Source organism: Ruegeria sp. CDSC068, from assembly GCF_059610545.1.
The window spans coordinates 58,113-77,411 of the sequence record NZ_JBXWNV010000001.1 but is presented as its reverse complement, the minus strand read 5'-3'; the positions used below and the strand labels follow the sequence as shown (position 1 = coordinate 77,411).

Sequence of the window (19,299 nt, the reverse complement as noted above, 5' to 3'; positions counted from 1 at the left end):
TCGGAGGCCCTGCGGATATCCGCAGAGTGATTTCTCCTACAACAGCGCCTCTTTATCGAGACCAAGTTTGACGATCTTTTCGTTGAGTGTCCGGCGGCCGATCCCAAGCGCTTCGGCGGCGGCATCCATTCGGCCTTTATGCGCCTTGATGGCTTTGCCGACGAGTTCACGTTCAAAAGCAGCAACCGCTTCGCGCAGCGTATCCGGCACTTCGTCGAGGTGCTGATCGCTGTGTATAGCCTGTGCCACTGACCCCCCTCCCCTTCGGGCCGCCAAAATGCGCCGTTCGCAGACATGGCGCAATTCACGCACATTGCCAGGCCAATCATGTGCAAGCAGAGCGGCCAAATCGTCCTGATCGAGTTCTGGCGCGTCTATCTCATAAACCTGCGCAAATTCGTTCAAGAAATGTGTCGCCAACAGAACCAGATCATCCCGTCTTTGACGTAGTGGAGGTAAAGACAGGACAACAGTATTCAATCGAAACAAAAGGTCCTGACGCAGGCGGCCTTCCTCGGCTGCCAGTACAACGTCTTCGTTGGTTGCTGACACGACCCTGAAACTTACTGGCACCGGCGACACAGCCCCCACCGGCAGCACCTGCTGATCTTCGATGACCCTTAGTAGCTTGGCCTGCGCCGCTGGTGGGCACGAGCAGATTTCATCCAGAAACAAGGTACCGCCCGATGCTGCCACAAGCCTTCCGTCAGATTCACCTGCGACGCCGAACATTTCCGCTTCAAACGTATCGGCCGATAACGCGGCGCAGTTCAGCGCAAGAAACGGTGCTTCCGGCGAGCGGCCCAAATCATGTAAAGCGTGGGCAACCAGCTCTTTCCCGGTGCCGGTATCCCCCTGCAACAAAACCGCAACCGAAGTATCAGCAAGATCAAGTACATCTTGTCGCAAGTCTGTAATGGCGTCTGTTTGTCCCAGCAGGATGCGGTCAAGGCCTGACAGTTTGAACAGCCGGTCTTTGAGACGGGCATTGCTTTTTCGCATTCGGTTTTGTTCAGCCGCGTGTCTCAGCACCGTAAGCAATCGCCTTGGTTCATATGGCTTTTCGATAAACCCATACGCCCCGTCCTGTATGGCCTGAACCGCCATCGGGATGTCACCATGTGCCGAAATTAAAACTACTGGAGGCGCCACATGCCTATCCAGGCTGGCCAGCAATTCAAGGCCCGACATGCCGGGCATACGCACATCAGACAAAATGACATCGGGCGAGGCGTTGGCCAGATGTTCCGTCACGTGGGTCGCGCGCGACAGGGCGCTAACAGTCCAGCCGGCGGCTTCGAGCAACTCGACAAGCGATTGTCGCATCGATTTGTCATCATCAACGACCAGAACTTTGAAAGGTTGCTGCTGGGTCATTCGTTCATTTCTTCAGTCATCGAGGCCATCGGGAAGGTGACACGAAAAACTGTTCCACCGCCATCACGATTTCGGGCCGCCATCTTGCCATCGTGATCTTTGACAATGCTGGTGGAAATGGCCAGTCCCAAACCCATGCCTTTCCCGCTCTCTCTTGTGGTTACAAATGGCTCTTGCAACTCAGCCAGCGTTGCCTCGCCCAACCCGTGACCGTTGTCCTGAATTTCCAACACGACCTCATCATCAGAAGCCGTGACAGCGATATGGATTTCAGGCGCATCCGCTTCATCCGTAGCATCTATGGCATTGCGCAAAAGATTAGTGATGACTTGTTCGATCCGCAGTGCACTGCCCCGGATAAAAACCGGACCGGTCGGCGCATCAACTGAGATTTTTGCCTTACACTGCTCGATGTTTGGCGCAACCAGAGCCAACGCGGCATTAACTGAAGCGCACAGGTTTACGTCGGCGAAAGCCTCGCTCTCTGAGCGCGCGAAGAACCGCAATTGGCGTGTAATCCCTTCCATCCTGTCAACCAAGCTTCCGATTTTTCGCGATAGCTTGGTTTCAACCGGAGATCCGATCTCTGCCGCAACCAAATGATTGCGCATGGCGGCGATTGGTTGGCCCAGTTCATGTGTTACTGACGCCGAGAGTTGTCCAAGGGCCGCCAGTCTACTTGCACGCTCCAATTCGCCTTGGGTGCGTTTGAGGCGCCGTTCGGCTGACTTGCGGTCTTCGACTTCGATCGCGAGCCGTTCATTCGCTTCGCGCAACATCGATTCCTCTTGTTCAGACCGCGCCAAGGCCGCGCTTACACGTCGTGCACGTTGTACCTGAAAAAAAGTGAATGCGAGCCCTGCCAAAAGGACAAAAAGCGCGGTCACAAGCCAGCTTCGCGCGACGGCCCGATCATCGCTTGCGAAATAGTGAAGCGACCACCCATGCGGTAAGTTTGCTGCTGCAAGATGCAACCGCTTCGTCCCCGCAATTCTGGCCCGATCCCCCGGCAACTCAGCCCAATCCAATGGATCTAAGTCTTGCCCCGGAAATTGTCTTGCGTTTTGAATCCGTTCTTGTTGCTGTTCCGACAATGGCGTCAGCACGCGGTATTGCCAATCAGAGTTAGAGGACAGAAGAACAACACCGTCCTCATTGGCCAACAAAACCTGTTCGCCCGAATTTTTCCAACTGTCCTGAAGGTCCGAGAAGTCGATCTTGATAGCTATGACTCCAGTTGAAGCTCCGTGATCGTCAAGCACCGCGTTGGAAATGAAGTAGCCCGGCAAGCCAGTCGTTGCCCCAATGGCATAGAAGCGGCCTTGTTCACCGGAAATGGCAGTTTGGAAATACGGGCGGAATGCGTAGTTCTGCCCAACAAAGCTCTCAGTGTCGCGGTAGTTCGATGCGGAAATCGTGATCCCGTCCTCGTCCATCAGGTAGATCGCATCCAGTCCCGCCCGCGCCGCAAAATCTTCGAGCCGTCGGTTTAATATTCCCGTGCCGTCACCTTCGGCCGTTCCAATGACATAGGAGTCTTGTGAAAGCACATATGTGAAGTGGGAAAACCGTTCGAGTTCGCTGTTAACCGAACTTTGATAGAGAGAAAGTCGGCCCTGCGCTTTCGAAAGCTCCTCCGAAAGGAAGTATTGGTATGACACCAGATTAAGGCCAATGCTCGCTGCAATGGCCGCTAAAAAGATGACAATAAGCGAAGTTGACCGCATTAATTGCTCATAAACTGCGTCAGCATAGGATCACAGCATTTTTTGGCCGTCCATCCCGGGACTTCTAATCCTAAGTGTGAGTTTTCAGGCCCAATAAGGCTGTCAGGGTCTTTATGGCAAGTTAAGTTAACGTTCCGGGCCACAGCCAACATCCAGTAGCCAACCGAATTGCTGCGGTCGCAGCCCTCTTTGCCGCCATTCGTTGCAGCGGCGAGATAGGAAGCCTGTCAAACTCACAGATCGCAGACAATGCAGCCGTTTGATCTCTCTCTATTGGGCGGCTCGAAACATCGGAAACAGGGGTGGGGCTTGGTCGGCTTTTATTAGACCCATCTCTTGGAAACCATAGCGCCTATACAGCGATAGATTTGTAGGGTTTGTCGACTCCAAGTAAGCAGGTCTTCCATCTTCGTCACAACGTTTAAGGCAGCATTCAAGCAACGCGGACCCCAACCCTTTTCCTTGGCGAATTGGATCGACCGCAATAAAAGCTAAATGCCAGCAGTCTTCATCGGGATGATAATTGTCCATCTGCCCGAAGGTTTCGAACAACGCATCATGCTTTTCTGGTGAGACCGTCTGCTCAAAACAGGCGACAAGCCGTTCTTCGTCAGGGTGAATGCTTGGCGGAAGCCAAAGTGCGCCAGCAGTGAAATCATCGTTTTGAAACGCGCTACCCTTTTCAAATGCACGCCCGCCAAAGAAGTCCATTACTCGCGGGAAGTGGGTAAGGAAATCGGCAGGTTCAGGATACAGCCAACGCATGAATGGGTCGGCAGAAAATCCAAGAGCAAGTCCGCTTAACAAACTTTCTGCTTCACGTCGGGTTGATGATCTAAACATGAAATTACCTTTGGTCGTTCCACCTCGATTTTCACGTTTCAGCATGTGGGTCGCAAATACATGTTGTCAAATGAGCAATTTTTGTCCTGCTCAAGCACCGATGGATGACTGAACTGGCCCAGGCGTTTGTGGGCGGTACAACATTCGGAGGTCAGGCGCATTTCACTTGGATGAATACCGGCCCATTCTGGCCGTTGACGTTGACGTCATACGCCACAGTGAAACTTCTACAAACCGGCCATTCGCTGTACTGGCAAAGCATTGCGCTGGCTGAACTCTCACACTCCGGGACTTTGCGGACCAATAGCCTGCGTTACATCCTTTGCGACTAACATGGTCGTAAACTGAACTACGACCAAATTCAGAAGGCCACGATCGTGCAACGCAAAAAGCTGGGCCTCGACGCTTACAGCCTTCACGGCTTGCGATATAGCGCAGCAAGCGAACTGGCAGAGGCGGGATGAACTGACCACCAAATTTCGGCCATCACAGGTCACAAAAGGCTGGCCATGGTCCAAAAATACTCGAAGAGTGCCAGTCAAAAGCGACTCGCGAAGCAGGCCCGGTTAAGCGGGACCAGAACAAGAACTGAACATGAACGTGAGAAACTTTCTGGGAAACCGCAAAATCGACGGTTTCTAGCGTGGTCAAAGGGTGGTCGGATTTGCCATATATTTATGGCGGTGCTGTTAGACAAATTCGAACCAGTCTCAGCTAGTCCAGCATAGCTGACCTTTATTTGGCACAAAGATCGTGCCACTCGGAAAGAGCGCCGGAGCGTGTCAGTTTGAAAGTGTCTCAGCTAGTTAGAGATCTCTCCTGGTTGAATTGGTTGTAGACAGAGGAATGGACGGAGGCGAATTTCTGCAAACTTCGCATGCGCCTGAAACGTTGAATGGCGCGTTCTCTTCGTCGGAATGCAGGTGGGAGATCTCAACGCGGTCGTTGAGCCACCTGCTCGTCTGCTGTCTTTCGGTTGCACCAAGCTCTCTGAGAGCGGCCCGATACGATGCGAAGCGATCCGTGACGACGTTTTCCGCTTTACCGTGTCGCTTCATAAATTTCTTGAGGAATTTCAATGCCGCATGCTTGTTTCGACGTTTGGTGACAATCGCTTCCAGTACCTCGCCTTCGTGATCAACAGCCCGCCAAAGACAATGCCGCTTGCCATTCACCTTCACAAAAACCTCTTCCACGTGCCACTTCTATTGGGAGAACGCGCGCAGTTGCTAGACACGCTTCCGTCTGATCTCAGCAGCAAACATCGGGCCAATCCTGTTTCACAAATAGCGGATGGTTTCGTTGCTCACCTCAATACCACGCTCATGCAATAGGTCTTCCACGTCTCTAAAGTGGGAAATGAACGTACAGCATGACCGCCAGACGAATGACCTCTGGACTGGTTTTGAAGTACTTGAATAGCGATTGCTTAATCTTGCGCGAAGGCTACGAGGGCACCCTGCCCGCTTCAACACAAGTTCTGCTGACTAAACCTTCGGTGGAGACCTCAGAGGTCGAACATCCTGAGGATTTCGAAGCGCGTATGGAGGGCCAGAGCAGTAAGGCCTATAAGGCCCTTCAGCGCCTTGACACTATACTGTTGATTCATCGCGCTGACCTGCTGGATGATCCGAGCTTAGTGGGCCGTGCTCGCATGTGCATGAATGCAAGGGGCATCATCCGTAAAGAATTCCAGTGACTTCTATTACATGCTCTCTAAACTCCGGGCAGTTGTTAGTCAGAATTGACGTGGGAGTTTGGGCGCAGTTGGGCGACAAAAAGGCATCAGGGACCCCTATAAGTCCTGCGCCATCATCTGCGCCAAGTTCGGAGTTAAGCGCAGCTGATCAACAGGCGCGGTTTGAAGCCACCGCTCGCGTGATGCAGGCGATCTCTGTGACCAAGGACGACGTACAGCCGGTTTGCGATCTGATTGTCGCGCTTGCCAAAGACCTTTGCGACGCTGTTTTTGCTGGCTTGGTTCTTGGACAGGAAGGCGACGCTCTTCAGCGGCTCGTGGCCAGTGTTAACCTGCACCCTGACATTCAGCAGCTCTGGCGCGACGGTAAATACACGATGGAGCCGGGCAATTCTCTGGTGACTGAAACAATCCTCAGCGGCGAGACCAAACGCGTTGTGGATATGGGAGACACTGATTTCCACAAATCCGGCGATAAACGGTTCAAGTTGATTGTCGACAAGCATGGGTGCCGCAGCAATCTGTTTGTTCCTCTAAAGGTGGACGGCGGTGCAATCGGATGCTTGATGTTGGCGCGAGACGAGGTGCGGCCCTATACCGACGATCAGGTTAAGCTCGTCGAAACCTTTGCCGCCCAAGCGGTAATCGCCATTGAGAACGTTCGCCAATTCCGCGAATTGCAAATCCGCCTGGCACGCGAAGGCGCCTCGCGTGAAGTTCTTGAGACAATTAGCCAATCACGAGAAGATGAGACGCCGGTGTTCCAGACGATCCTGGAAAACACCGCTCGGCTTTGCGAAACAGATGTCGCCACATTGAGCCTTTTGAATGAGGCAGGAACCCACCTTGAATATGCGGCCCATTTTGGTGATCAGTTGGCGACCTACGAGGTTGGCGTAGATCGTTGGTCACTGGACTCACATCTCCAGATTGCGGAGTCCGTGCGCGGGGCGCGCGTTGTTCACAATGTCGATTTGCGCCTGACTGACCAGTATATCAAGGGCGACCCATGGCGCCGTCAACTTGTAGACGAAGAAGGTGTCCGGTCATTTCTGACGGTCCCATTAATGTCGGCAGATGGCACGCCCGCGGGCGTTATCGGGATTTACCGACGTGAGGTTCGGGCCTTTACAGAAGACGAGATTTCTCTGGTTGAGGGCTTTGCCGCCCAGGCCGTGATCGCCTTGGACAACACGCGACAATTGAATGAACTGCACACGCAGTTGGAGCGTCAGGCGGCAACACAGAAAATTCTAACGGTCATTAGCCAAAGCCGTGATGACGATGCGCGCGTCTTTGATTCAGTGCTTCAGCAGGCCACCAGGGTATGTGATGCAGATCAGGCGGTACTTATTTTGATCAACGCTGCAGGGACCCACGGGCGGTTGGCGGCGAATTGGGGGCATCAGAGAACCGAATTTGATGTTGGAGACGAGTGGCAGTTGGATGAATCGATTCCCATAGCCACTGCGATACGAACAGGTAAGGTTGGTCGCATCGATGATTTGACCGACACGGATTTTTATCGCTCGGGCCATCCTACAGCTGCCATGATGGTTGAGATAGAAGGCATTCGGTCACGCGTTACAGTCCCCCTGATGCAAGGAGATCAGGCTATCGGTGCCATCGCGGTCAGCCGCCGTGAGGTGCGGCCATTTGCTGACCCTGACGTGCAGTTGATCGAAGAATTCGCCAAACATGCAGTCATTGCCATCGAAAATACGCGCCAGTTTCGTGAAGTTCAGGAACGACTTGAACGGGAAGAAGCGTCGCGCGAAATCCTCGAAGTCATCAGCCGCAGTCGCGATGACGATAGCCCTGTCTTCAATAGCATACTCAAAAATGCCAGCCGTTTGTGCAAAGCCCCACTGGCCTTTCTGTGTGTCGCCGATCACGAACGTGGCCTTGCAACAATTCCGGCCAATATCGGTGCGCGAACGGATTTTGATGAGGCCCTGAAGGGGTTCGTGGAGCCCTTGACCCGCACGGAACTCGTTGCAATCCGCCCTATGTTCGATGGCCAGGTCATCCGGCAAGACGATATTGCAGATGATCCGCTTTATTATCAGGATCGCGATCCAAAACGGGTTCAGATGGTTGAAGTCGAAGGGGCTCGCTCGGTCCTTGCGGTGCCGTTGATGAAAGACGACACGGGTCTTGGGGTGATCGTTCTCTATCGCCGTGAAGTTTCGCCATTTTCGGATGATGATGTCGCTCTGGTCCAAACCTTTGCGGCCCAAGCCGTGATCGCAATGGATAACGTACGCCAGTTCCGAGAGGTGCAGGACCGTACCGCGGAAGTCACGCAAGCCTTGGAGTATCAGACTTCAACATCCGAAGTGCTGCGTGTGATCTCAGCGTCTCCCAATCAACTGTCGCCTGTTCTGGACGCCATTCTTAAAGAAGCGTCGCGCATCTGCGAATTGCAGGATGCCTATGTCGCAATGCTCGACCCGGACGATGGGCTTTTTCATGTGCACTCGACGCTCACACAAGACACGGCCTTTGCAGAGTACGTCAAAGCTCACCCGATTTCGCCAGCGGAGAACGGTGTAAGCGGGCGTGCAATCTTGTCGAAACGCACAAGCTATGTCGAAGATGTCGAAGCGGATGACACCTACACCTGGTTGGAAGAAAGCGGCGTGGGTGATTACAAATCATTGCTTGGACTTCCGCTTGTCAAAAACGGCGAAGTCGTAGGCGTTATCTCTCTTGGGGCGCCAATGGTCTCGGGTTTTTCCGCCAAACAGATCAAACTGCTGGAAACTTTTGCGGATCAGGCGGTTATCGCGATTACCAACGCAAACCTTTTCCACGAGTTGGAGGAGCGGACAGAAGAAGTCACGCAGGCGCTGGAGTATCAGACCGCCACGTCAGACGTATTGTCGGTGATTTCGCGATCTCCGAATGAGCTGGAGCCGGTGCTGACGGAGATACTGAGAGTCGCCAGCCGGATTTGCGAGCCAAAATATGCGGCAATCTCGATTCTGAATCCCCAAGACAACCTTTACCATACTAACATCATGCTCGACTTTGACAGTGATTTCATGAAGTTCATGAAGGCACACCCAGTGCCGGCAGGTCATGGGAGCGGCATTGGCCAAACAGCTGCACGAGGAGAAACAGTCTACTACCAGGACACTGAAGCTAACGAATACGCCTGGAAGGAAGCCGCACGTATTGGCAAGTATCGCTCGCTTCTGGGTGTCCCATTGGTCAAGGATAAGGTTGTGGTCGGTGTGGTCGTGCTCTGCCACGACAAAGTTGCACCATTCAATTCAAAACAGATCGCGCTCTTGGAAACGTTCGCCTCCCAAGCGTTGATTGCTATCAATAACACTCGGCTTTTTGAGCAAGTTCGGGCGCGCACGGCCGAGGTCGAAGAGGCATTGGTGCGCGAACGTGCCAGTGCTGAAATCTTGCACCTCATCAACGAAGCATCGTCCGACATCCAGCCTGTGTTTGACCTTGTCGTGCAAAAATCCGCTGAGCTTTGTGGAGCGCAGTTCTGCGTCCTCGAGCGCTTTGACGGCAATCTCTATCATTTCTGCGCACAATACGGGTTTCCGCAGGCTACTTTGAAGGCACTGACTTCGGATTATCCCTTGGAAGCTTCAAAGGGTCATCTGGCTCCATTGGTCGTGGAAAGCGGCGAAGTTCAGCATCTAGCAGATGCGCGGGGACCCGAGTATTTCAGTCCAGAGCTTGCCCGAAAGGCTGGGTATCGGCGCTTGATGGCCGTACCGATCCGGGCTGAGGCGCGGATTTGGGGCGTCATAATTGTCGGTTGGGCCGAGGCCGGACCGCCGCAACAAAACAGCGTCGAGCTCGTTCAGGGTTTTGCCAATCAAGCCAGTATCGCCATCGAGAACGCACGGCTATTCCGGGAAACTCAGGAACGCACTGCTGAAGTCGAGGAGGCGTTGAAGTATCAGACGGCGACGTCTGAAGTGCTCGACGTCATCTCGCGCTCACCGAACGATCTTCCACCGGTATTGGACGCCATCCTGGAGGTCTCGTCGCGTATCTGTTCACCGGAATACGCGTTCTTTGCAATGAAGGATGCTGACGATGGCCTATACCGCGTGGCCATGTCCCACAATGTAAGTGATGCTTTTCTCAAATTCCTGTCCGATAACCCTATCGCGCCAGAGGAAGGTTCTTGCATCGGGCGCACGGCTCTGCACGGCAAGACGGTTTATATAAAAGACACCCGTAGGGATCCGACTTACACATGGAAAAAAGCGGCTGAGATCGGGGACTATCTTACCACTCTTGGTGTCCCTTTGGTCAGCAATGGCGTAACCGTTGGCGTTATTGTTATGGCGCATCGGCAGGCAGCTGCGTTTAGCGACAAACAAGTCAGCCTACTCGAAACCTTCGCGTCCCAGGCCGTGATCGCCATCAACAATACGCGACTGTTCAAAGAAGTGCAGGCCCGCACTGCAGAAGTTGAAGAGGCATTGGGGTATCAGAAGGCGACATCCGAAGTGCTCGAGGTGATTTCCCGTTCCCCTGACGCTTTAGAGCCGGTTTTGGAAGCGTTGGTGGCCGTTTCGTCGCGCATCTGCCGCCTACAAGATGCTTTCGTGGCGCTAAAGAAACCCGAGGACGGAAAATTCCATTTCTTTGCCGGGCACAATCTCACAGAGAGTTTTGCCAAATTCCTCGAGTCGCATCCATTTGAGCCAGGGGAAACGTCGGCGACCGCCCGGGCGCTTTTATATGGGCGCGCCGACTACGTTGAGGATACTCAAGCGGACCCTAACTATGATCCGGTCCTTAGGTCCAACTTGCAAGGATACAGGTCGGTTCTCTCTGTACCTTTGATACGCGACGGTGACACGATTGGTGTCATCAGTATGGGCAGCCGAAATAAAGCCGCCTTTGAGGACAAGCAAATCAAGCAGATGGAGACTTTTGCCTCGCAGGCGATCATAGCGATTCAAAACTCTAAATTGTTCAACGATACGCAAGTCGCACTCTCTCGCCAAACGGCAAGTGCGGATGTTCTCAGAGTGATCTCGGAATCCCCGACAGATACCAAACCGGTTTTTGAGAAGATTGTCGGACTGGCTACAGCTCTCATCGATTGCGACTTGTCGATTGCCATGCAGGCTAACAAAACTGAATACTGGCAAGTGGCGGCCGCAACTCCGGATGGTTTAGAGGAAATCACTTGGACTGAGCGCCTGCCAATTGATCCCGACGACAACCTGCCATCCCGCGTCATCCAGAGCGGCAAGACGCTGCAATTGGATGAATCGCGCTTTGATGAACTATCTCCGCGGGACACGGAAATCGTTGAGCGACAAGGATTCAAGTCGTTCTTGATGGTACCCTTGATGCGAGGGAAAGACTGTTTCGGCACTCTCGTCTTTATTCGGAAAACGTCGAAGGCTTTCAGTGATGACGAAGTAGCCATTGCCGAATCTTTCGCGGATCAGGCTATCATCGCGCTGGAAAACGTGCGTCTGTTCAATGAAACTCAGGCTTCCTTAGCGCGACAGACTGCCAGTGCTGATGTACTGCGGGTGATCAGCCAATCGCCTTCAGATACCACACCTGTTTTTGAGGCGATTGTAAATTCCGCGACACGGCTTGTTTCATGCGACATGGCAGGCGCCGCTTTGTCAGATGACAGTTCCTGGTGGCAAGTGGCTTTGGCGACGCCAAAAGGCCTTTTACGTGATTTCGGACGAACCCAACACCCGTTGGACCCGAAGGATAATTTTCTGTCGTCCGTGTTACTGTCCGGGAAAACCATGCATGTCCACGATTTGACGTCGCAGGGCTTGCCGCGCTTGGCAAAGAAGCTTCACGAAGAAAACGGATTTGAAGCTTTCCTTGGCATACCGTTAATGCGCGGAGACAAGTGTTTGGGCGGGCTCTATTTCATCAGGAAATCAAAAACACCGTTCTCGAACGACGATATTGCAATGGCTGAGTCTTTTGCAGATCAGTCTGTTATTGCCATCGAGAACGTGCGCCTATTCCAAGAGGCTCAAGAGGCACGTGAAGCGGCCGAGTCTGCCAACGAGGCCAAAAGTGCCTTCCTCGCCACCATGTCCCACGAAATCCGCACACCGATGAATGCCGTTATCGGGATGAGTGGGCTCCTGATTGATACCAAGTTAGATGCCGAGCAAAGCGATTATGCCAACACGATCCGGGACAGTGGCGACGCACTACTGGGCATAATCAACGAAATCCTCGATTTCTCAAAAATCGAAGCCGGGCAGATGGACATCGAGAACCATCCGTTCGATTTGCGTGAATGTATTGAAAGCGCGCTAGATCTGATCAGCGGCAAGGCCGCCGAAAAGAAGCTTGATCTGGCCTATGAATTTGACGACGCTCTGCCCATTGCGATCAGTGCTGACCTGACCCGGTTGCGGCAGATCCTGCTGAATCTGCTTTCCAACGCCGTGAAGTTTACCGAAAGCGGGGAAGTGGTTTTATCTGTTGAACAAACCACCAAGAAACGCGGATCGCTTGAGCTGACTTTCACAGTCCGCGACACTGGTATTGGCCTGAGCGAAAAAGGTATGAGCCGTCTGTTCCAGTCCTTCAGTCAGGCAGACAGCTCAACAACTCGTAAATATGGCGGCACCGGTCTTGGTCTGGCGATTTCCAAACGTCTTGCAGAACTCATGGGCGGCACCATGTGGGCACGAAGTGACGGCGTGGGGCACGGTTCGACCTTTATGTTTACGATCCGGGCCAAACCCTCCAAACCGGTCAAATCATCGTCGCGCGATCTGGTGGGCGTTCAGTCCGAGCTTGAAGGCAAACGCATCCTTATGGTGGATGACAACGCCACCAACCGTAAAATCTTGTCGCTCCAGACCGAGAAATGGGGCACTAAAACCACTACCTGCGAAACCCCGTCCGATGCGCTGGCCACACTCGAGAAGGCTCAAAAGTTCGATCTGGCAATTCTCGACATGCACATGCCAGAAATGGATGGTGAGGAACTTGCCCGGAAAATTCGGGCCAAGCATCCGGACTTGCCGCTGATCCTCTTTAGTTCTCTTGGTCCGCGCGACATTGACCTCGAAGACGGCCTCTTTGCTGCCAACCTCACCAAGCCGCTGCGTCAGTCGCATCTCTTTGACACTCTGGTCACGTTGTTTTCAACCGAAGATACCCCAGTGAAGCCGGCCAAGCCCGTAGACAAACCCCAGACCGATCCAGAGATGGCAAAACGCCACCCTCTGCGTATTCTGTTGGCTGAGGATAATTTGGTGAACCAGAAACTTGCGCTTCGCCTGCTTGAACAGATGGGCTATCGCGCTGATCTGGCCAGCAACGGCGCTGAGGCGGTCGAAAGCGTGAACCGGCAAGCATACGATGTCGTATTGATGGACGTGCAGATGCCCGAAATGGATGGGCTCGAAGCCTCACGCTGCATAAACCAAGATTTTCCCGGAGAAGACCGACCGCGTATAGTCGCCATGACCGCTAACGCCATGCAAGGCGACCGCGAGATGTGTTTAGATGCCGGGATGGACGACTACATCGCCAAACCGATCCGCCTGCCTATTCTTATCGAAGCCCTTTTGAATGTTCCTAGGAAAAGCAAGTAATCCATGACAAACGGTCCAATTGATCTTGATATCTTCGCTGAACTCAAGGACGCGACAGGCGACGAATTTGCCGCCGAGCTTGTGAACACCTTCCTCGACGAAGCCCCTGGCATGATCGCCGAATTGAAAGCGGCTGCCGACGCGTCTGACGCTGATGGATATCGCCGCGCGGCTCATTCCATTAAGTCGAATGCAAACACCTTTGGTGCGACTGCACTGGCCGAGTTGGCCAGAAAAATCGAGCTCGGGGACATACCAGCGACTGGCGACCTTACAGATGCGAAAGATCTGGAGGCCGCTTTCGCCAAAGCTGCTGCGGCCCTGCGGACCCTGAACAATGACTGATACACCCGGCCATCTCCTCATCGTTGATGACAACAAAGTCAATCGGCTACTCCTGTCTCGCAATGTTGAATTGTTGGGGCACAAAGCCTCTGTCGCGGAAAACGGCCTCGTCGCGATGGAGATGTTGTCGAGTCAGTCCTATGACCTGCTTCTACTCGATATCGAAATGCCGGAAATGGACGGGTTTCAGGTTCTGGAGGCAATCAATGCGGACCCCGACCTGCGCGAATTACCGGTAATTGTGACCTCCTCTGTCGAAGGGCTCGACAATATTGTGCGCTGCATCGAGTTAGGCGCAGAAGACTACTTGCCTAAGCCGGTGAACAAGACGCTTCTCAGCGCCCGCGTCTCCAGCTGCCTTGAAAAAAAGCGACTGCGGGACGAACAAAGACGCCTTCTCGAACGCTTCGCAACCACCGAGGTTGCGCAAGACCTACAAGAGTCTGGGTTTGCCATCGGCGGCAAACGTGCAAACGCATCGGTTCTTTTTTGCGACATTCGCGGTTTCACAGCCCTTTCAGAAAGCCTAGCGCCCGAGGCAACAATTGATCTACTCAACACCTTTTACACGTTGATGTTCGAGGCGGTGACCAGCAATGGCGGCATTGTCAGCCTGATGCTGGGTGACGGGTTGATGGCTCTCTTCGGTGTTCCACAACCTCTGAACAACACTGCGCAAAGTGCTGTAGCTGCGGGGCATGAAATGCAGAGCATGATAGAGATGCTGAATCACGACCGGCTCGCGGATGGAGAACGGAGTCTAAGGATCGGGATCGGTATCGCCACAGGCGAAGTCGTCGCGGGCTATTCCGGCACTGACAACCGGGCGACCTATACCTGTATCGGATCCGCGGTAAATCTCGCAGCCCGATTGGAAGCGGAAACCCAGAACACCGGAAGCCGGATTTTGGTCGATCAAGAGACCCTGGATCTGCTCGACGGAGTTGATATTCAGGAGACATTTGGCGGGACCCAGATCAAGGGCTTCTCCGATCCATTCGACATTCACGCTTTGTGATCTTCCGACACGAGTATCGTTTCTCAGATATCATTTCCTGAAAGATCGTTTACTATTAACCTCCCCGCCGTCGCAGCCACTCAATTTGGATTCGCGAAAACGGTTTGAATTTTTTACGCCGACCATTTGGGACAACCCCGTATGGTCACCAGATGAAACTGGCCTTGCGTTGTGCATGCGAAGGACCATTTTGTCTGAGTTCCACCAGGTAAACAGGTTCATGCCTGCTGCCAGCACCAATGCGAACAGCATGCCGCCCGCTCCGGCCAGAAGGTATCCCAATCCCATGAACAAGGCCGTCATTGCGGCCATCAATAATGCAGTCTTCGTATAACCCATTCGATGCAGACCTCTACGCGGCTCATACATGATGTGTGATCAATACGTTCATGTTGCAATGATTGTCGCCCCGATCTGCGGCAATGGGGGCTACTACGCTGAGCAAATGGTGATTTTCCCTCGAACTGAATTTTAAATAAATCATTTATATTCAACAATATGAACCTTAACCCTCACTAAAGATCGTGCTGCAATGTGTGAACAATCTTACTTTCAAGAAGTTGGGTTTCTGACAGTATGGACTTGTGTGTTTCAACAAGTGTTGTTGGTTAGAAGATGTATTTTACCAAGTTCGAAGAACCGTTTTGCGCGGTCGATGACATCCGCAAAGATGAGTTTGCCCGGAAATATCCGTTGCTGGACAATAGATCTGTTCATGCGCAGTGGAAGAAAGGTTCCTGGCAAATCACGCGAATAGGTGAGATCTGGAAGAGGACCGGAAAGGTTTTTTCTGTCCCATATGAAGGCATCAACGCGTACCCATCTTTTCAGTTCGCAGAAGACGGAACTCCGCTTCCCTTGATGGAAACTGTGTTAAAGGCGCTGCCGGCCGATTTGACGCCCTGGCAACGAGCTTTTTGGATGACCTCCCCTAAGGCTGAACTTGGAGGAGGCAATCCCGCGAACTCCATTCAAACTGACGATAACCGTGTGGTCGACGTGGCAAGTAAATTCGGTGAAGATTTTCTCAACTAAATGAGTTCCCAACAAGGAATTTCGACTACGGGTGGGATTTCCTGCTGATCTATTGCCGTCCATAGCAACAGAGCCACAATGCTTTTCGAACAAAACTTCAGATTGGCCAACCTATCAAAGCCAGCGCCATGTTGGGCTTGAGCAAAATGACCTCGTCTCCGTGTTGAATTTGTAGAGAGTGCAACTGCGGAAGATTACTTACCGCATCAATCAGCGCCACCGTTTGTCCCCGCGCAGTGTGCGGATCAGCCATTGCGGTTACCAACAGAGACCTTCGGCGAGTAGTCATGGCGTTCACCTGGAAGTCGATCTCCGAGTGTCCAGACACCTATCGGGCCTTGCTCAACCCAGTTTGTTGCCAAGCTGACGAACGAACATGAAGAATTGGCGTTTTACGAATTCTCTCATGTGGACTTCTACTACAAGCCTGAGGCAGTGAAAGCGTCGACTGATGCTGTGGCAGAGTTTTTCAGCAAATGACCCCATAAGGCAGAGGTCAACAGCTGGCCTCTGCCTAATTCGTACCGACGTTCTTTTGCGCAGCATTCGAGAGTTTGGGCTCAATGCGGTCTTTTGCTAAATTTTCCAGAGAGGCCGCATTGCGGACAAAGCGCCAATTCTGGGCGCTCAATCTAATATCGGCTTTTCAAAAACACGAACTCTGACGATACTTACAGAAATCTGCACAGACGCGCTTGTCGGCCCCAGAAGCACAACTTGGGTGCCTCTTTGGCCCCTTTCAGTCCGCAGTGCGATTAGACCAAGTCTGATACGCCGCTCGTTCTTCAGAGCACGCCTGAAGCGTCATTGCCATCATCTGGTTTTCCTCGCTGCGACCGGTTCTGGTCTCACCCGTCAGGGTTAGACACATTTCTGGGGCAGCCGCAGGGGTTATGGTGCCTTCGCCGTCAAAAATCCAACTTTGGGCTGTGGAGCCATCACAGGCTGCCAATTCGGCGGACGCATCGGCCTCGGTCGAGATAACCTGCATGCAGACGTCAAACTCAGGCATAAAGAGGACACCGTCCGCGAATTGCTCTGAATCAAACGCCTGATCGACCAGCACTTCACCGAGCGGGCTGTAGCAGGTGTGCGCTTGGAGCCCATCTTCGGGATTGGCAGAAGCGCCTTTACCTTTTGCTATGTCGATACAATAACCGTTCTGAATGTTGTCGAGCATATCAACGACATAAATTTCGACGTTTTCCGCATGGGCCATCCCGGTGCTTAAAACAGCAATGGTCAAGAAGGTTGATTTTAACAATTTGGTTGTCCTTGGGTGTTAGTTGACGGTCAAACGGCACAAAACGGTGTTGCTCTGTTCCAATTCCGGGCCCCAGATCAATTCGGCGGACCCATCCCAAGAGATTTCATCATACCCGAATTTTGGGTCGACTTCAGCCTCAATAAAAACGCTTGCGTTTGCCCAAGACGATGCGTCGAAGTCAGCACCATCCCAACCCGAGGGCTCTTCACTGGCATCAAATCCACACGGGGCAGTGCCTGCCACGGGATCGTTTTCGTTTTCGCAAGTTTTATCTAGCGGTGCGGCGTGGATCACATGGCATTGCCAGTCAGCATTGCTTACTACCACTGTCGCGCCAGAGGCATCCCTGATTTGCAAGATCACGCCACCATCGCCCATTTGCTGACGACGGGTGCCGATATACTCCAGTCCCGTGTCATCCTCTTTAAAGTCCTTGGCCACAAGACCCAGCACAAAGGGGCGCTCAGCCGTGAAATCAAAGCTCTCTGCATTGAACGAGCGTTCCGTCGTGATCGGCACGCTGTCTTCAGCAACTTGGGTGCCATTTACGCGCAGTTCGAACCAATTGTCGGCCCAAACATCCGCAGAGAAGGTCTCGGCCTGTAGGGCCGCGGGCGTCACAAAGAATAGCGCGATTAGGTAAATTGTTGGTTTCAGTAAACGTCCTTTTGTGAAGTCGTTAGCGCGTCTCATTCTAGAATCACCCATTCCTTGAGCGCTTCAGGAGTTGTCACGCAGTCAGTTAAAACGAGTGCCCGTGACATGTACGGTCCGGCAGATTGGCTGTGTTGGCCAGCGGAAACACAAGTGGTTTCGTCGTCTGATGTACGAATGGCCCTACTCTCTGGGTCGTATACGAACTGCTGGTCAGTTGCTGCAGTATCGCAGGAGACGAGGGCGAACGTGCTTTCCTCATTGGGTTGATGAGACATGCAATAGTCCGAGAATGCGACCGATTGAATATTTCCTGTTTTGGCATCGAACGAAAACTGCACGTCGCCGCCTTCCGGTTTGCAGGAATGGGCTTGCAGTCGCTCGGCAAATCCTCTGCCAAGCGTGTCAATGCACCAACCGAGATCGTCTTGTTCGTCAAGGTTGTCGGCCAAGTAGATGACGGGGGCAGGCGTTGGAAGCCTCGGTGAATCGGCAAGCGCAGGCGCGGCAATGAAGGCAAATGCCACAATGGAATTGAACAGGATATCAGGTTTCATGAGCAGTGTTCCGTTTCTATATTCGGTGCGATCTGGTCGTGAGGGTCACGCTCTTCACTCCAAGGTTTTCAACTCAAAGGTCGCGTTGCCTGTAGCGTGGCATCGCCCCACGCAATTGGGTTCGCCGTCGGTGACAGGCGTTCTAACGGGGTGTACCCCGCGACGGCAAGCGTCTCTAATGCTTCCATGGCGAGCAAACTCATCCCAGAAAAGACAACCAATGCGATGAAAGGTAGTATTCGTGCGCAGTCCGGCATTTTTTCTCCGTTGTCCGAATTGGTACAACGGCTGATTAGTTAATTTCCGTCGCAATTATTCTTGGAGATGGAAACATACATTTATGTATGTCGCCGCGCTGGTCGCTTTGGACTCGATGCGGTCCTTCGCTGCAGTACATCCGAACGGCCACACCGCGGACAAAACCGGCATTCAACCGTTTAGTTTTCCCTAAGAGTTGTATTCCGGAAGTTTGGACAAGGCAGATTTCAATGCGTCGCCCCACCCTTCGGAAATAATACGAAAGTATTGGTCGTCGGTTTCAAATCTGGACCGTGTACCACTTTCAAAGCTGTCTTCATCGTACAGAAGCAGGTCAAGCGGAGCGCCGACAGATAGGTTGGCCTTAATTGTGGAGTCGAAACTTACAAGCAGGAGTTTTACGGTTTCCGGAAAACTCATTTCCGGATCATAGGCGCGTACCAGAATTGGGCGACCATATTTTGTCTCTCCAATCTGAAAGAACGGGGTGTCGTCGCCAGCCTCGATAAAGTTGCCTTCGGGGTAAATTAGAAACAGGCGTGACGGGCCGCCCCTTATCTGCCCACCTAAAATGAGTGTCGCGTGAAAGGCACTGTCGGCTTGCTGACCGGACCGGGCATGCTCCTCGATGACGTCATTCAGTGTAGCTGCGACCAATTGCGCAACTTGAAACATGGTCGGCGCTTCTAAAATCGATGGCGAACGATCTGCGGGCGCTTTCGTACGCTCTTCCAGAAGGCTTATCGTGGCCTGGGTCGTCGCCAGGTTTCCAGCTGCTAAGATTGTGATCGACCGATCGCCTTCGACTGTCCAATTGAACATTTTGTTGAAGGTCGAAACATTGTCCACGCCTGCATTTGTGCGTGTATCGGACATGAAAACCAGTCCGCGGTTCAGCCGCATGCCCACAGCATAGGTCATCAGATTCTC

14 protein-coding genes and 2 pseudogenes are annotated in these 19,299 nt (G+C 52.9%); 6 read left to right on the top strand and 10 right to left on the bottom strand.

Annotation, left to right across the window (positions count from 1 at the left end; all coding sequences use genetic code 11):
* Positions 1-36: 36 nt before the first annotated feature.
* From AC2FID_RS00325 to AC2FID_RS00315, 3 genes are all read right to left on the bottom strand, one after another.
* The gene (locus tag AC2FID_RS00325) at positions 37-1,377 is read right to left on the bottom strand and encodes a sigma-54-dependent transcriptional regulator (protein ID WP_496760654.1); all 1,341 of its coding nucleotides are present in this window, start codon (positions 1,375-1,377) and stop codon (positions 37-39) included.
* Positions 1,374-3,104 (bottom strand): sensor histidine kinase, encoded by a 1,731-nt coding sequence (locus AC2FID_RS00320; RefSeq protein ID WP_496834871.1) that lies wholly within the window; start codon positions 3,102-3,104, stop codon positions 1,374-1,376. Before AC2FID_RS00320 ends, AC2FID_RS00325 begins: the two co-directional genes overlap by 4 nt.
* Positions 3,105-3,374: 270 nt before the next feature.
* Positions 3,375-3,992 (bottom strand): GNAT family N-acetyltransferase, encoded by a 618-nt coding sequence (locus AC2FID_RS00315; RefSeq protein ID WP_282168692.1) that lies wholly within the window; start codon positions 3,990-3,992, stop codon positions 3,375-3,377.
* 59 nt (positions 3,993-4,051) lie between these two features.
* On the opposite strand from AC2FID_RS00315, the gene AC2FID_RS00310 reads away from it, so the two are divergent.
* A complete protein-coding gene (locus tag AC2FID_RS00310) occupies positions 4,052-4,279 on the top strand; it encodes a hypothetical protein (RefSeq protein ID WP_496834869.1) in 228 nt (75 codons plus the stop codon).
* Between the two features lie 469 nt (positions 4,280-4,748).
* Here AC2FID_RS00310 and AC2FID_RS00305 read toward each other — a convergent pair.
* Positions 4,749-5,381 (bottom strand): annotated as a pseudogene (locus tag AC2FID_RS00305) (IS6 family transposase); the annotation flags it as partial.
* Here AC2FID_RS00305 and AC2FID_RS00300 point away from each other — a divergent pair.
* The 4 genes from AC2FID_RS00300 (at position 5,320) to AC2FID_RS00285 (ending at position 14,598) form a co-directional block, all read left to right on the top strand.
* Positions 5,320-5,646: a hypothetical protein gene (locus tag AC2FID_RS00300; RefSeq protein ID WP_496834867.1), complete on the top strand. Its 327-nt coding sequence runs from the start codon at positions 5,320-5,322 to the stop codon at positions 5,644-5,646. The pseudogene AC2FID_RS00305 and the gene AC2FID_RS00300 overlap by 62 nt on opposite strands.
* 197 nt (positions 5,647-5,843) lie before the next feature.
* Positions 5,844-13,235 (top strand): GAF domain-containing protein, encoded by a 7,392-nt coding sequence (locus AC2FID_RS00295; RefSeq protein WP_496834865.1) that lies wholly within the window; start codon positions 5,844-5,846, stop codon positions 13,233-13,235.
* A gap of 3 nt (positions 13,236-13,238) precedes the next feature.
* The gene (locus tag AC2FID_RS00290; RefSeq protein ID WP_496834864.1) at positions 13,239-13,580 is read left to right on the top strand and encodes an Hpt domain-containing protein; all 342 of its coding nucleotides are present in this window, start codon (positions 13,239-13,241) and stop codon (positions 13,578-13,580) included.
* Complete coding sequence (locus AC2FID_RS00285) at positions 13,573-14,598, top strand: adenylate/guanylate cyclase domain-containing protein (RefSeq protein ID WP_496834862.1); 1,026 nt, start codon at positions 13,573-13,575, stop codon at positions 14,596-14,598. Before AC2FID_RS00290 ends, AC2FID_RS00285 begins: the two co-directional genes overlap by 8 nt.
* A gap of 123 nt (positions 14,599-14,721) precedes the next feature.
* Here AC2FID_RS00285 and AC2FID_RS00280 read toward each other — a convergent pair.
* Positions 14,722-14,937: pseudogene (locus AC2FID_RS00280) on the bottom strand (protease HtpX); the annotation flags it as partial.
* 276 nt (positions 14,938-15,213) lie between these two features.
* Here AC2FID_RS00280 and AC2FID_RS00275 point away from each other — a divergent pair.
* A complete protein-coding gene (locus AC2FID_RS00275; protein ID WP_496834861.1) occupies positions 15,214-15,633 on the top strand; it encodes a hypothetical protein in 420 nt (139 codons plus the stop codon).
* 97 nt (positions 15,634-15,730) lie between these two features.
* On the opposite strand, the gene AC2FID_RS00270 is transcribed toward AC2FID_RS00275, so the two are convergent.
* The 5 genes from AC2FID_RS00270 to AC2FID_RS00250 form a co-directional block, all read right to left on the bottom strand.
* Positions 15,731-15,886: a hypothetical protein gene (locus AC2FID_RS00270; RefSeq protein WP_282151865.1), complete on the bottom strand. Its 156-nt coding sequence runs from the start codon at positions 15,884-15,886 to the stop codon at positions 15,731-15,733.
* A gap of 486 nt (positions 15,887-16,372) precedes the next feature.
* Positions 16,373-16,879 carry a ricin-type beta-trefoil lectin domain protein gene (locus AC2FID_RS00265; RefSeq protein ID WP_496834860.1) on the bottom strand — a complete coding sequence of 169 codons (507 nt, stop codon included), beginning with the start codon at positions 16,877-16,879 and terminating at the stop codon, positions 16,373-16,375.
* A 36-nt stretch (positions 16,880-16,915) separates the two neighbouring features.
* Positions 16,916-17,593: a PEBP family protein gene (locus AC2FID_RS00260; protein WP_496834858.1), complete on the bottom strand. Its 678-nt coding sequence runs from the start codon at positions 17,591-17,593 to the stop codon at positions 16,916-16,918.
* Positions 17,590-18,111, bottom strand: coding sequence for a ricin-type beta-trefoil lectin domain protein (locus AC2FID_RS00255; RefSeq protein WP_496834856.1), 522 nt, complete (start codon positions 18,109-18,111; stop codon positions 17,590-17,592). The genes AC2FID_RS00260 and AC2FID_RS00255 overlap by 4 nt, the downstream gene beginning before the upstream one ends.
* A 447-nt stretch (positions 18,112-18,558) precedes the next feature.
* A complete protein-coding gene (locus tag AC2FID_RS00250) occupies positions 18,559-19,290 on the bottom strand; it encodes a proteasome-type protease (protein WP_496834785.1) in 732 nt (243 codons plus the stop codon).
* Between the last annotated feature and the right edge of the window lie 9 nt (positions 19,291-19,299).

Bases quoted from the DNA above. Each gene is read 5' to 3' on its own strand.
- AC2FID_RS00325 (WP_496760654.1), bottom strand. From the start codon at position 1,377: ATGACCCAGCAGCAACCTTTCAAAGTTCTGGTCGTTGATGATGACAAA.
- AC2FID_RS00320 (WP_496834871.1), bottom strand. From the start codon at position 3,104: ATGCGGTCAACTTCGCTTATTGTCATCTTTTTAGCGGCCATTGCAGCG.
- AC2FID_RS00315 (WP_282168692.1), bottom strand. From the start codon at position 3,992: ATGCTGAAACGTGAAAATCGAGGTGGAACGACCAAAGGTAATTTCATG.
- AC2FID_RS00310 (WP_496834869.1), top strand. From the start codon at position 4,052: ATGACTGAACTGGCCCAGGCGTTTGTGGGCGGTACAACATTCGGAGGT.
- AC2FID_RS00300 (WP_496834867.1), top strand. From the start codon at position 5,320: ATGACCGCCAGACGAATGACCTCTGGACTGGTTTTGAAGTACTTGAAT.
- AC2FID_RS00290 (WP_496834864.1), top strand. From the start codon at position 13,239: ATGACAAACGGTCCAATTGATCTTGATATCTTCGCTGAACTCAAGGAC.
- AC2FID_RS00285 (WP_496834862.1), top strand. From the start codon at position 13,573: ATGACTGATACACCCGGCCATCTCCTCATCGTTGATGACAACAAAGTC.
- AC2FID_RS00275 (WP_496834861.1), top strand. From the start codon at position 15,214: ATGTATTTTACCAAGTTCGAAGAACCGTTTTGCGCGGTCGATGACATC.
- AC2FID_RS00270 (WP_282151865.1), bottom strand. From the start codon at position 15,886: ATGGCTGATCCGCACACTGCGCGGGGACAAACGGTGGCGCTGATTGAT.
- AC2FID_RS00260 (WP_496834858.1), bottom strand. From the start codon at position 17,593: ATGAGACGCGCTAACGACTTCACAAAAGGACGTTTACTGAAACCAACA.
- AC2FID_RS00255 (WP_496834856.1), bottom strand. From the start codon at position 18,111: ATGAAACCTGATATCCTGTTCAATTCCATTGTGGCATTTGCCTTCATT.
- AC2FID_RS00250 (WP_496834785.1), bottom strand. From the start codon at position 19,290: ATGACCTATGCTGTGGGCATGCGGCTGAACCGCGGACTGGTTTTCATG.